Genomic DNA, 12041 nt, shown 5'->3' with positions numbered 1-12041 from the left:
AAACCTCTTTACCAACATTTCCTTTTAATATCCTGAAGCGACACTTTGGCGTCCAGACTATATGGTATTGACAATGCCACAGCACGTGGGAAGCTTTTTGAAACCTGCTCATGTTGAATTTCCTTATCAGTTGTGGGGACAACAGATGAGGAGTTTGACATGGGCAGGTCTTTACAGGCAGAGCCAGAACCGAGGCGATAACCACGTCCATAGGACGTGGTTTTAAGTTGGCAATAAAAAACAGGCGGCCTATGAGCCGCCTGATTTTTGAGTGCGTCAGATAATCCGCTCACTGCCCTTGAAGTCACGCAGGAAACTGCCCCAGCGACGTTCATAAAATGGCGTGATGTGGGCGGTAAAGAAGTGGCTGATGCCACGGTCCTGCAGCGTGACTTCACAGATATCAATCGGTGCATCGTCCGGAAGCGTATCCGTTGCCACACTGCCCGCCGCCTGAATGATCGCCTCAATGTTGCTGTCCGCTTCAATACCAATCAGCAGATTGGGCGCTTCGTCTGCCCGCTCACGAATGCTGGCGATAAACGCCCGGCGCACCTGTTTATGCTTACTGAACAGCTGCGTCAGCGAATCGATCATCTGCGCAGGCGGCTCGGCCACCTCAGAGAGCAGCAGGGACTGTCCGCCTTCCAGCACGGTTTGCTGGCTTAGCGCACTGCCCTCCTCAGCCAGCAGATGGGTGATCTCGGCTGCAGTAAACTCTTTACCGGAAGGCAGTTTGGGATTGAGAAACAGCGTCTCGCCGCGTGTAATCTCAAACAGCGTCCGGACCGGCAGACGCAGCCAGGACTGCTCACCGCTTACCGCTTCACTCATCGCCTCTTCTGACGTGAAAAAAGGAATGATGCTGCTGCCATCCTCTTTTTCCCAGTGCTGCAGATCAACGGGCGTGCTGGCATCAAGCTGTTGCGTGGTGCTTTCGCCCGGAACAAAGACATCAGACTCCAGTAGCAGTTGGAAAAATTCGGGCCGATGGGCAGGCTCAGTGGCTGCCCGCTTCAGCACCTCTTCAAGACGGTTCATAGTTTCCCTCTGAACAGCGGCGACATCCGCCACCGCTGAGCCTGACTTATTTCAGTAACAGATTGGCGATGGTACGCACGCCAAGACCTGTAGCACCCGCCGCCCATTGATCAACCGCGCCCTTGCGATAGGTGGCGGAACAGTCGATATGCAGCCAGCCCTGCTGATAGTTGCTCACAAAATGGGACAGGAACGCTGCCGCACTGCTGGCGCCTGCCGCATGAGACGGGCTGGCGATGTTATTGAGATCGGCGAAGTTAGACGGCAGATGGCTGCGGTGGAATTCAGCCAGCGGCAGACGCCAGAACGGCTCGTTCTCACTTACCGCGCTGCCCATCAGCGATTGCGCCATCACATCATCAAAGGTAAACAGCGCGTGGTAATCGTTACCCAGCGCCGTCTTGGCCGCGCCGGTCAGCGTTGCAGCATCGATAATCAGCGTCGGATTCTGCTCGCTGGCGTCGATTAAACCGTCGGCCAGGACAAGGCGACCTTCCGCATCGGTGTTCATGACTTCCACCGATTTGCCGTTGCGATAGCGAATGATGTCGCCGAGCTTGAAGGCGTTGCTGCTGACCATGTTATCGGCACAGCAGAGGTAGAGTTTGACGCGCTTGTTCAGACCGCGCGAAATCGCCATAGCCAGTGCGCCGGTCACGGTCGCCGCGCCGCCCATGTCAGATTTCATTGAGTCCATAAAGCTGCTCTGCTTCAGGCTGTAGCCGCCGGTGTCAAAGGTGATGCCTTTACCGACCAGACAGGCATAGACCGGTGCATTCTCATCGCCGGTCGGGTTGTAGTCGAGCGCCAGATAAACCGGCGGGCGATTCGAACCCCGTCCCACCGTGTGCAGGCCCATATAGCCCTGTTCACGCAGATCGTCACCTTTGGTAATGCGATAGCTGACGGCGCTGCCGCCCACTTCGCTAATCAGATCGACTGCGGTATGCGCCAGCTGTTCCGGTCCCAGGTCTTCCGCAGGCAGGTTAATCACGTTACGGACCCAGTCGATGATTTTCAGACGGCGATCAAACTCCGCCTGCTCATGTTCGCCCAGTTCTGGCCATTCAACCTGACGCTGACCTTTCGGGCCACGGAAGCCCTGCCAGAATGCCCAGCACTGCTCAAGGTGCCAGCCTTCACCGGTCAGCGCCACGTGACGAATCCCCTGGCTGTCGATTTTGTGCGCCGCACGCTGAATGGTATTCAGCGCATCCGCGCCGGTCAGATGCAGCGTCATGCCGCTGTCGTTGCTGCTCAGAATCGCTTTTTCGCCCCAGCGCGCATCGGCGGGCTGGCTGCTAAGCGTAATGTTCATGGGTTGTGTGGTCATCGAAAAGCTCCGTAATCGTTATCTGTTTCATCCAGCCTGATTGTTATAACGGCTTTAATAAGATGTTAAATGTATTTCGCAGAGACCTGATAACAGATTCCGCCGGACGTTGCCAGCGAAGCGCCCCTTTTGGGGCCGTTTCCGGACTATGACCGGATATCAGGATTTCATTAACGCCCGTAGCCGGGTCACCGACTTCTGCACCAGGGCAATCGCGTAGTCGATCTCTTCCTCGGTTGTGAAGCGTCCCAGCGAGAAGCGCAGCGAACTGTGCGCCAGCTCCTCACTTACGCCCAGCGCGCGTAAAACATAGGAAGGCTCCAGGCTGGCAGAGGTACAGGCCGAGCCGGAAGAGAGAGCCAGATCTTTCAGCGCCATGATCAGGGATTCCCCCTCAACGTCAGCGAAACTGATGTTAAGAATGTTCGGCGCACGCTGATGCGGATCGCCATTAAGGGTAACGTCCGGCAATACGCTGATGCCCTGCCACAGACGATCGCGCAGCGCCCGCAGACGCGTCATCTCGGTTTCGCGTTCTTCTGCCGCGATACGATAGGCCTCGCCCATGCCGACAATCTGATGCACCGGCAGGGTGCCGGAGCGCATCCCACGCTCATGCCCGCCACCGTGGATCTGAGCGGCAATCTGCACGCGCGGTTTACGCCGCACATAGAGTGCACCGATGCCTTTCGGGCCATAGAGTTTGTGGGCCGAAAAGGACATCAAATCGACCGGTAACTGGCTGAGGTCGATGGGCAACTTACCCACGCTCTGGGTCGCATCCACATGAAACAGAATTTCACGCTCGCGGCAGAGTTCACCCAAGGCGGCGATATCCTGAACCACGCCGGTTTCATTATTAACGTGCATGAGAGTAACCAGAATGGTGTCATCGCGCAGCGCCGCACGCAGCTGTTCAGGCGAGACGATGCCGTTAGCCGCCGGCGTCAGATAGGTGACGGTAAAGCCCTCGCGCTCCAGCTGCTGACAGCTGTCGAGCACCGCTTTGTGTTCCGTCTGGCTGGTGATGATATGTTTGCCGCGCGCCTGATGGACGTGGGCTGCGCCTTTAATCGCGAGGTTATCGGATTCGGTGGCACCAGAGGTAAAGACGATTTCGCGCGGATCGGCGTTGACCAGTTCGGCAATCTGATTGCGGGCAACATCGACCGCTTCTTCAGACTGCCAGCCAAAACGGTGCGATCGCGAAGCCGGATTACCGAACGTGCCATCCAGCGTCAGAAACTGCATCATTTTGCTGGCTACACGCGGATCGGCCGGCGTGGTGGCGGCATAATCCAGGTAAATCGGTAATTTCATTGCGCTACAGCTCCGTATAGAAAATCATACGTCTTTATAGCAGATTCGGCCCTGACCGCGTTAGCAGTAAGGGCCGCAACAGCGGGGATTACGAGGCGCGTTGGTTGACGTTAATTTCCTGCGAACGCGGGCTCTGGAAGCGACGATTATCGATCGCATTCTGACGATCGGCCACATCCAGAATCTCCTGATTATTCACCAGCTCAGCCAGCGTAATATTGTTCAGGAAGTCACTGATACGCACGCTCAGATCGCGCCACAGCACGTGAGTCAGACAACGCTCGCCGCCCTGGCAGCCTTCTTTGCCCTGGCATTTGGTGGCATCGACCGACTCATCAACCGCAGTAATCACTTCGCCAACAGAGATGGTGTTGGACGCTTTACCCAATAGATAACCGCCACCCGGACCACGAACGCTGGAAACCAGGTCGTTTTTACGCAGTCGGGAGAATAACTGCTCCAGATAGGAGAGCGAGATGCCCTGACGTTCTGAAATATCAGCCAGCGGGACCGGACCTTCATGGGAGTGAAGGGCAACGTCCAGCATTGCAGTAACGGCATAACGTCCTTTGGATGTCAGTCTCATAGCGTACGACCTCAATAGCGTCCGGTTATCGGAGGATTAGCAATAGATGCCATGAAGTCTGACATTCCCGAGTAAATTGGTCAACTATTTAACCTGGTAAAACACTCAACTATTTAACCTGGTAATTCAGTCAACTATTAACCCCTTATTTTTTATCGCTTTTTGGCTTTTCAAAGGAGGAAAGCATGCCGCGCAGAATGTTGAGTTCATCGCGTTCCGGACGCGCGCGGGTATAAAGACGACGCAGTTTGCTCATCACCTGACCTGGATTGGCTTCACGGATAAAGCCGCTGTTCAGCATCATCTGTTCCATATGCTGATAGAAGCGCTCCAGGTCGTCGACCAGCGGATAAGGCGATTCTTCATACTTCGGTGGCGGGCTGGCCTGCTCCTGCGACTGTAACCATGCCATGCGCACTTCATAGGCGATAATCTGTACCGCCATCGCCAGGTTCAGCGAGCTGTACTCCGGGTTGGCCTGAATCGCGACGTGATAGTGGCACTTCTGTAACTCTTCGTTGGTCAGGCCAACGCGTTCACGACCAAACACCAGTGCGACCGGTGCCTGCTGGCCCTCTTCCACACTTTTTACGCCACATTCACGCGCATCCAGCATCGGCCAGGGCAGCGAACGTGAACGTGCGCTGGTACCGACCACCAGACTGCATCCGGCGATTGCCTCATCCAGTGAATCGACGATTTTTGCGTCGCCGATAACGTCACTGGCACCGGCGGCCAGGGAGATCGCCTGTGAGTCGGGTTTGACCAGCGGATTAACCAGATAAAGGTTAGTTAAGCCCATGGTTTTCATGGCGCGCGCAACGGAGCCCATGTTACCGGTGTGAGAAGTCTCGACCAGTACGATACGAATATTTTGCAACATGATTAGGGATACTCAGAAACGGGTCAGTAAAATCAGTGGCGAGAATCGTAACATAAAGCAGGACATTTACCGAACACGCTGCTATACTCCGCGCCGTTTTCCCCGTTCTTTAACATCCAGCGAGAGATACCGATGCATCCAATGCTCAACATTGCCGTGCGCGCAGCGCGCAAGGCCGGAAATTTAATTGCCAAATATTATGAAACCCCGGACGCCGTCGAAGCCAGCCAGAAAGGCAGCAACGACTTCGTAACCAATGTTGACCGCGAAGCAGAACGCCTGATTATCGAAATTATTCGTAAATCTTACCCGAAACATACCATCATCACTGAAGAAAGCGGTGAACTGGCGGGCGAAGATCAGGATGTTCAATGGGTTATCGATCCGCTGGATGGCACTTCCAACTTCATCAAACGTCTGCCCCACTTTGCTGTTTCGATCGCTGTGCGCATCAAAGGCCGCACTGAAGTCGCCGTCGTTTACGATCCAATGCGCAATGAACTGTTCACCTCTTCACGTGGCCAGGGCGCTCAGCTGAATGGCTATCGCCTGCGTGGCAGCATTGCCCGCGATCTGGATGGCACCGTTCTGGCAACGGGCTTCCCGTTCAAAATGAAGCAGCACGCGCCAGCTTACATGAACATCCTGACCAAACTCTTCACCCAGTGCGCTGACTTCCGTCGCACCGGTTCTGCTGCGCTGGATCTGGCCTATGTAGCCGCGGGTCGCGTAGATGGCTATTTTGAGATTGGCCTGAAGCCTTGGGATTTTGCGGCGGGTGAACTGCTGGTTCGTGAAGCGGGCGGCCTGGTTACTGACTTCACCGGTAACCACGGCTATCTGCTGTCAGGTAACCTGGTCGCGGGTAACCCGCGCGTGGTAAAAGCGATGCTCTCAAACATGCGTGATGAGCTGAGCGAAGCGTTAAAACGCTAAGTCTCAGTACGGAAAAAGGCGGCTGATAAGCCGCCTTTATTATTGCCAGTTAATCAGTGATGATTAACGACGTTCGTGTGCCAGTACCTGACGGGGCTGAGTACGACGGCCCACCATACCCATCACACCAGCCAGTACGGCTTCAATGATCAGCAGAATCAGGGCATACCAGCTCGCTTTAGCGGTCGCAGCAGCGGCTTTTTCGCCTGCTTCACGTGCTTTCTGCTCAGCCTGCTGTTTCAGTTCATTATACTTCTGGACAGCCTGCTGATAGCTCTGCTCGGTTTTCGCAACGATCTGATCCACTTCCTCATCGCTTTTACCGGTACGCGCTTTAATGATATTTTTCAGTGCGTCACGATCGGCTGCCTGCAGAGTATCTGAATGACGATCCATCACTCCTTTTACCCAGTTGGTCAGATCGGTATCAGCTGTCTGCGGATGGTTCGCGGTATTGTTAGCCTGGTTTTCTGCATTCTGCGCTTCTTTATTTGCGTCCTGCTTCAGATTCTCTGGCTGTAATTCCGGCTTACCGGTCTGGCGTAATGTAGTTTCCAGTTCGTTCTGCAGATTGTCTAAATTAATATTATTTTCCTGCAGCTTTTCTTTTGCCATTTGAGTAACCGAAGGCGCAGCGGCGGAAATACCACTACCCAGCGCCTGGAAGCCTGAACCCACAATATTCATCGCGCCACCTAATACGCTGGTTGCCAGCGCAATAGCCAGGTAAATAGTGAAAATTGTGCTAAGGCCAAACATCAGTAAACCGTGAAGTGCGCCTTCACGCTGTGCCAGTCGACCGGCAACATAGCTACCCGCCGCCATTGCGACCAGCATCTCAATGGCCGTCCAGACCAGCGCGCCAGTGCCAAGGCCGTCCAGCGGATTCTGTTCTTTCATCGGATCAACGGTGGTAGCACCAATGGCTGTGCCCAGCAACGTCAGGATGATGTGAACGATTAATGCACAAATAACACCGGCAAACACCGCGCTCCAGGAAATACGCTTTAACGGTAGTCCTGCCGGCCCGGTCGCCAGCGTTTCGGTATAGCCATTATTAATACGGGTATCAGCCATGAAATATACTCCTCGCAATAAACAGAAAGCTGTTCTGATCTTTTATCATGCCGACGGCAGAATGCCGTTTTGGTATTAACAGCGTAGACAGGGAATAGTTATTTCTCCACTAAACTGCCCAGAGAAAAAATAAAGAGATGAATTCAGAGATAATTAGCGAGGTAAGGATAACCGCGGGAATGTTATTCCCGCTGCGTTTATAGTCAGAAAGGTCGAATTCCGCCGCCCGGCGTCAGCTGTGCTGACTGCCATAATGCGATACCCGCCACAATTAAAATCAGGCTACCGGTTAAGGCCAGCGTTGGCATCAGTAGTCGCGTGATGCCAGGCGCAGCACCAGGCTGTGCCAGCCGCTGCGCCACCGAACGCGCCTGCTGAACCAGCAGGCCAATCGCCGAAATGGTCAGTGCCGTGCCGACCGCCATCACGGCAGCAGAGAGAATGCCCCAGCCATAAACACCTATTACTTTGGCAAACAGCAGCATCATAATCGCACCGGAACAGGGGCGTAATCCCATCGATACCACAACCAGCATCTGGGTTTTCCAGCTGATGTTGCCGCTCATCTGCTGCGGCGTCGGCAGATGCGCATGTCCGCAGCCGCAATGCTCATCATGCTGATGGTTGGGCCGGAAGGCACGAAACTGCGGGGCTGGCCGCGGACGCAATGCCCGCCACAGCGAACGCAGCGCCCGATACCCGATCATCACGCCCAGCCCGATCACCAGCAGATAACTGCCCTTCTCCAGCAAGAAACTGCTGAGATGCAGCTGACGCGACGAGGTTTTCAGCAGTACCAGCATCACCGTTACCAGCAGAATGGCGATTGATCCCTGCAACAGTGAGGCGAGCAGCGTCAGCCTGATACTGGTTCTGACGCGACTCGGATGGGTCGCCAGAAAAGTCGCGATCACGACTTTCCCGTGGCCCGGACCCAGCGCGTGCAGCACGCCATACAGCAGGCTGAATATCACCAGCGAGAGGCCAGCCTTGTTGGGCTGATCCGCAACCTGTTGTAGCAGCTGGGTCATCTGCCGGTGCAGATCTTTCTGCAACAGCACGCTCTGCAGCAGAATCTGCGACCAGTAAAGCCAGACCAGCAGCGCGCCGCCGATGAAGAGTCCCGCCAGCAACCATAGAGGCCAGAGCCGGGAAGCCCGCAGGGGGGCGGAGATTACTGACATGTCAGTACCACCGTTTGTGCGAACTGGCGACCTAAATCCATCTCCTCCGCAGGCGCATCGGCTTTATCCAGCGACAGCGCATACTGCTTCAGAGAAGCATTGGGTTTTGGCGTGTTGAGCGCAAATTTACAGCGGGTCTGCAACGCCGGCGGCAGCGTTAACGCGCCGGGATTGTCATAGAACATATCGACGAAGTAAGTGGGATCGAAGGTCAGGATCTCAAAACGCTGCCCGGCCAGCGTCGGAGGTTCCGCTAGTGGCAGAACAAATTCCAGTACCGCTTTGTGGCCGTTACGCGACAGATTATATTCCGTTGGCAGATTCAAAAACTTTACCCGCTGTTTGTTGTGCCAGATTTCAGAAAAGTAGTGCTGGCCCAGTACGTTCGCCATCACGCCTGCCGCCAGCTTTTTCCACACTACGCTGCCAGGCTTCGCCTCGCCCGCGTCATACAGCAGATCGGCGGAGGTGATTTCATCCATGGTCCAGATCATCTTTAATCCGGTGAAGGTGTCACCCTGCACCACCAGTTCGGTTTTCATGTCGATGAAGCTGTGAGGATGGGCCAGCAGAGCCGGACTTAATACCATCAGTAAGGCAAAGAGTGCGCGTTTCATAATGTTATAAAGTAACGTTCCTGATGAAAAGAATCTATAAGTAACAAAATTTTGTGACCCGCCTTAAACCTCCGGCAAATAAACCGCGTAAACCGCGCGGACGCTGACCGGGTTGACTACGCTTAGCTCAAAATAGCCTGCTGGAAATCTGATTGATGAGTTCTGCTACCCCTTTGGCACCACTCTTCACCCGTTCACAGCGTCAGTGCCATCTTTTATTGTTGCTGTTTCTGCCCGCACCCGTGCTTACGCTTGAAAAGATCTGCCAGCTGAATGGCATCGATCCTGCCGTTGCCCGACAGGATATCGCGGATGTAGGCCTTGAGATACAGCGATATCACCAGCTGGAATTGCATCAGATGGTGGATGGCAGCTTTCGTCTTCATGGTACAGAGTTGGACCGTCGCCTTTGTCTGTTGCACAACCTGCGACGCAGTCTGCGTTTATCGCAGGATTTTGTCTGCGAACATTTTGCCACGCCGCTGCGTCAGCGCCTGAAGATCATGAAGATTGAAAAAGCGTTATGGGATGAGACCAATTTACAGGCGCTGATTCAGCACTGCAGCCTGCGTCTGAAGCGTGATTTCAGCGAACGCGACCGGCTTTTTCTGCAGATATTTATGAAGTATGGCTTGTGCCAGCGTCAGCCGGTGCTGTTCAGCGAGGCGCAGTCCCTCTGGCTGCAGCAGAAGCCTGAGCGGCAGGCCGCCGAAGATGTGATACATCACTGGCGAAAACGCTGCCATCTTGCCCCACATGTCAGTGAAACCGACTTCTGGACGCTGCTGTTCAGCCAGATTCATACGCCGGTCGTGGGCGCGATTGCCCATCCTGCTGAGCAGCAGTTGATGAACGCGACGCAGCAACTGATCAATGACTTTGAAGCCTGTGCCGAAATCACCTTTGCTGACCGTGACGAACTGCTGCACCAGCTTTATCCGCATCTGGCGCAGGCGCTCGATCGCACTCACTTTACTATCGGTATCGACAATAGTGTGGCACTGGATGTCAGCCGACTCTATCCTCGCCTGCTGCGTACAACTCAGCAGGCCCTGCAGGCTTTTGAGCAGCACTACAATATTACTTTTACGCCGGAAGAGGTGGGTTTAGTCACCATTATTTTTGGTGCCTGGCTGATGCAGGAGAGTGCGCTGCAGGAGAAGCAGGTCCTGATACTAACCGGCGACGATGCCGACCTGGAGCAGGATGTGGAGCAGCAGATCCGGGAGATCACGCTGCTGCCGATCAATATTTCTTATCTGGATGTGAAGCAGTTTCAGCGGGATGGCGCGCCGCGGGACACCGACATCATTATCTCGCCCTACCCCACCTCTCTGCCCTTGTTCTCACCGCCACTGGTACATGCTGAACTGCCGCTGACGCTGCACCATCAGCAGCGCATTCGTTATTTACTGGAGTCGTAGCCGGGACGCAGAAACAGTGCGGGCAGGGCTACCAGTGCCATCACCCAGAAAAGATGCCCCTGCAGATGCGCGAACAGTACGCCGCAGATCATGGTCATTATCGCTATCCCCCCGCCCATCGCCAGCGCGGAATAGAGCGACTGCAGACGGATCACTTCCGCCCCCTGCCGCGCCGCGATAAAGCGCATCGCCGCCAGATGACAGACGGTGAAACTGCCACAGTGAAGTATTTGCGCCACAATCAGCAGCGGCAGCGCGGTGCTGGCTCCCAGCAGGCCCCAGCGAATGAGCGCGCAGATGCCTGAAAGCAGCAGCAGGTCACGCGCGCTCCAGCGGCGGAACAGGCGGTTGCTCAGAGCGAACACGATAATTTCCGCCACTACACCCAGCGACCAGAGATAACCCACTGTCGAGGCGGAGTAGCCGCTCTCCTGCCACCAGATAGCGCTGAAGCCGTAATAGGCAGCATGCGCGCCCTGTAGCAGCGTTACACAGAGCATAAATCGCCATACTGCATTTTCACGCAGCAAATCACGCCATTCCTGCCAGCCACCGCCAGCAGCACTCTGACGCTCATGACCCTGTGGCTGGGTAGCCGGTCTCAGCATCATGCCCGCGAGCATGGCGATGACACCAACGGAAAGCAGCAGCAGAATAGCCTGAGAGGAGTAAGCACTGACCAGCACGCCGGTTAACGCCGAGCTGATTACAAAGGCCAGCGATCCCCACAGCCGCACCGGCCCGTACGCCAGCCCAATCTGCTGTGTCCAGGTCGCCGCCAGCGCATCGCTGAGCGGCACCAGCGGCGAGAAGAAGAGGTTAAAGCCGATCATCACAGTCAGCAGCCACATCCACTGCTCACCTACCCAGAAACCGGCGGCGAACAGGCAGGTCATCAACGCCAGCAGACGCAGCGCCGTAATCAACCGGCCAGGATTCTTAACCTGAGAGGCGATAAGCAGACTACCGACGAAGCGCGCGACCATACCACAGCCGAGCAGCAGGCCAATCTTCTCAGCATCCAGGCCGGTGCCTTTCAGCCACACCCCCCAGAATGGCAGATAGATGCCGTAGCAGAAGAAGTAAGTGAAGTAGCCCAATCCGAGCCATCTGGCGGAGCCGATTGCCATATTCCCTCCAGCAGGTTTGCTGCCTCGCAGCATGAGTGGGCGCTACTCTGGCAGAGCCCTGCGGGACAGGCAATAAAAAAGGATGGCATCTGCTATCCTTTCAGAACACTAACCAGTCCAAATCAGAGCGCCTCTTACCGCTACCTCTAAGTTTTAACGCGCAGGAAACACGGTCAGAGGAGGAAAGCGCCCCGCGCCATGGACAAAATGCCGGGAGCGTTTTTGAACAACGCAAAGCGTTGGCCCGGTACGGGCACACCTCAGGGATGAGGTGTGTAATCGCGCGGGCCGAGCGGCCAGGGATTGGCTTTAGCGACTTTCCGATCTGACCGTGTTTCCTGAGCAACTCAGGTCTTACAGCTAATTCGCACTCGTTTTTTAGGTGACTAGTCCTGGCATAGGTTGACACGTTATGCCGTTAAAACGCCTGATGCACTGCATCAGGCGTTTTGTATTTCAGCGACAGATGTGGCCGCTGACTGTTATAGATTTCTACTGACTCTGCCACCA

The 12041-nt window shown here is 55.2% G+C and carries 11 protein-coding genes and 1 pseudogene; 2 read left to right on the top strand and 10 right to left on the bottom strand.

The window, feature by feature from the left end; all coding sequences use genetic code 11:
* The 6 genes and pseudogenes from F3I20_RS23240 to trmJ form a co-directional block, all read right to left on the bottom strand.
* A pseudogene (locus F3I20_RS23240) lies at nucleotides 1–112 on the bottom strand (IS200/IS605 family transposase); the annotation flags it as partial.
* A 164-nt stretch (nucleotides 113–276) separates the two neighbouring features.
* On the bottom strand, nucleotides 277–1041 hold the full coding sequence (gene sseB / locus F3I20_RS23235; protein ID WP_150012609.1) for an enhanced serine sensitivity protein SseB: 765 nt from the start codon (nucleotides 1039–1041) through the stop codon (nucleotides 277–279).
* 46 nt (nucleotides 1042–1087) lie between these two features.
* A complete protein-coding gene (gene pepB / locus F3I20_RS23230) occupies nucleotides 1088–2374 on the bottom strand; it encodes an aminopeptidase PepB (RefSeq protein ID WP_150012611.1) in 1287 nt (428 codons plus the stop codon).
* Between the two features lie 159 nt (nucleotides 2375–2533).
* A complete protein-coding gene (locus tag F3I20_RS23225) occupies nucleotides 2534–3694 on the bottom strand; it encodes an IscS subfamily cysteine desulfurase (protein WP_150012613.1) in 1161 nt (386 codons plus the stop codon).
* A gap of 88 nt (nucleotides 3695–3782) precedes the next feature.
* Complete coding sequence (gene iscR, locus F3I20_RS23220) at nucleotides 3783–4280, bottom strand: Fe-S cluster assembly transcriptional regulator IscR (RefSeq protein ID WP_150012615.1); 498 nt, start codon at nucleotides 4278–4280, stop codon at nucleotides 3783–3785.
* 145 nt (nucleotides 4281–4425) lie between these two features.
* Nucleotides 4426–5163, bottom strand: coding sequence for a tRNA (cytosine(32)/uridine(32)-2'-O)-methyltransferase TrmJ (trmJ, locus tag F3I20_RS23215; RefSeq protein ID WP_046102371.1), 738 nt, complete (start codon nucleotides 5161–5163; stop codon nucleotides 4426–4428).
* Between the two features lie 132 nt (nucleotides 5164–5295).
* On the opposite strand from trmJ, the gene suhB reads away from it, so the two are divergent.
* Nucleotides 5296–6099, top strand: coding sequence for an inositol-1-monophosphatase (suhB, locus tag F3I20_RS23210; protein ID WP_013358738.1), 804 nt, complete (start codon nucleotides 5296–5298; stop codon nucleotides 6097–6099).
* 63 nt (nucleotides 6100–6162) lie between these two features.
* Here the strand turns inward: suhB and F3I20_RS23205 are convergent, their stop codons facing one another.
* From F3I20_RS23205 to F3I20_RS23195, 3 genes are all read right to left on the bottom strand, one after another.
* Complete coding sequence (locus F3I20_RS23205) at nucleotides 6163–7176, bottom strand: TIGR04086 family membrane protein (RefSeq protein WP_150012617.1); 1014 nt, start codon at nucleotides 7174–7176, stop codon at nucleotides 6163–6165.
* A 203-nt stretch (nucleotides 7177–7379) separates the two neighbouring features.
* Entirely contained in the window at nucleotides 7380–8360 is a 981-nt protein-coding gene (locus F3I20_RS23200) for a nickel/cobalt transporter (RefSeq protein WP_150012619.1), read from the bottom strand.
* Nucleotides 8351–8977, bottom strand: coding sequence for a DUF1007 family protein (locus F3I20_RS23195; protein WP_150012621.1), 627 nt, complete (start codon nucleotides 8975–8977; stop codon nucleotides 8351–8353). The genes F3I20_RS23200 and F3I20_RS23195 overlap by 10 nt, the downstream gene beginning before the upstream one ends.
* Nucleotides 8978–9132: 155 nt before the next feature.
* Between F3I20_RS23195 and csiE the strand changes: the two genes are divergently transcribed.
* On the top strand, nucleotides 9133–10401 hold the full coding sequence (csiE, locus tag F3I20_RS23190; RefSeq protein WP_150012623.1) for a stationary phase inducible protein CsiE: 1269 nt from the start codon (nucleotides 9133–9135) through the stop codon (nucleotides 10399–10401).
* Here the strand turns inward: csiE and F3I20_RS23185 are convergent.
* On the bottom strand, nucleotides 10383–11531 hold the full coding sequence (locus F3I20_RS23185) for a 3-phenylpropionate MFS transporter (RefSeq protein ID WP_150012625.1): 1149 nt from the start codon (nucleotides 11529–11531) through the stop codon (nucleotides 10383–10385). The genes csiE and F3I20_RS23185 overlap by 19 nt on opposite strands.
* Nucleotides 11532–12041: the final 510 nt, after the last annotated feature.

It is taken from the genome of Candidatus Pantoea gossypiicola (assembly GCF_008632075.1).
GTDB classification, from domain to species: domain Bacteria; phylum Pseudomonadota; class Gammaproteobacteria; order Enterobacterales; family Enterobacteriaceae; genus Pantoea; species Pantoea gossypiicola.
The sequence above is the reverse complement of the archived record's forward strand: the minus strand, read 5'-3'. Positions and strand labels throughout refer to the sequence as shown.

Bases quoted from the DNA above. Each gene is read 5' to 3' on its own strand.
- sseB (WP_150012609.1), bottom strand. From the start codon at position 1,041: ATGAACCGTCTTGAAGAGGTGCTGAAGCGGGCAGCCACTGAGCCTGCC.
- pepB (WP_150012611.1), bottom strand. From the start codon at position 2,374: ATGACCACACAACCCATGAACATTACGCTTAGCAGCCAGCCCGCCGAT.
- F3I20_RS23225 (WP_150012613.1), bottom strand. From the start codon at position 3,694: ATGAAATTACCGATTTACCTGGATTATGCCGCCACCACGCCGGCCGAT.
- iscR (WP_150012615.1), bottom strand. From the start codon at position 4,280: ATGAGACTGACATCCAAAGGACGTTATGCCGTTACTGCAATGCTGGAC.
- trmJ (WP_046102371.1), bottom strand. From the start codon at position 5,163: ATGTTGCAAAATATTCGTATCGTACTGGTCGAGACTTCTCACACCGGT.
- suhB (WP_013358738.1), top strand. From the start codon at position 5,296: ATGCATCCAATGCTCAACATTGCCGTGCGCGCAGCGCGCAAGGCCGGA.
- F3I20_RS23205 (WP_150012617.1), bottom strand. From the start codon at position 7,176: ATGGCTGATACCCGTATTAATAATGGCTATACCGAAACGCTGGCGACC.
- F3I20_RS23200 (WP_150012619.1), bottom strand. From the start codon at position 8,360: ATGTCAGTAATCTCCGCCCCCCTGCGGGCTTCCCGGCTCTGGCCTCTA.
- F3I20_RS23195 (WP_150012621.1), bottom strand. From the start codon at position 8,977: ATGAAACGCGCACTCTTTGCCTTACTGATGGTATTAAGTCCGGCTCTG.
- csiE (WP_150012623.1), top strand. From the start codon at position 9,133: ATGAGTTCTGCTACCCCTTTGGCACCACTCTTCACCCGTTCACAGCGT.
- F3I20_RS23185 (WP_150012625.1), bottom strand. From the start codon at position 11,531: ATGGCAATCGGCTCCGCCAGATGGCTCGGATTGGGCTACTTCACTTAC.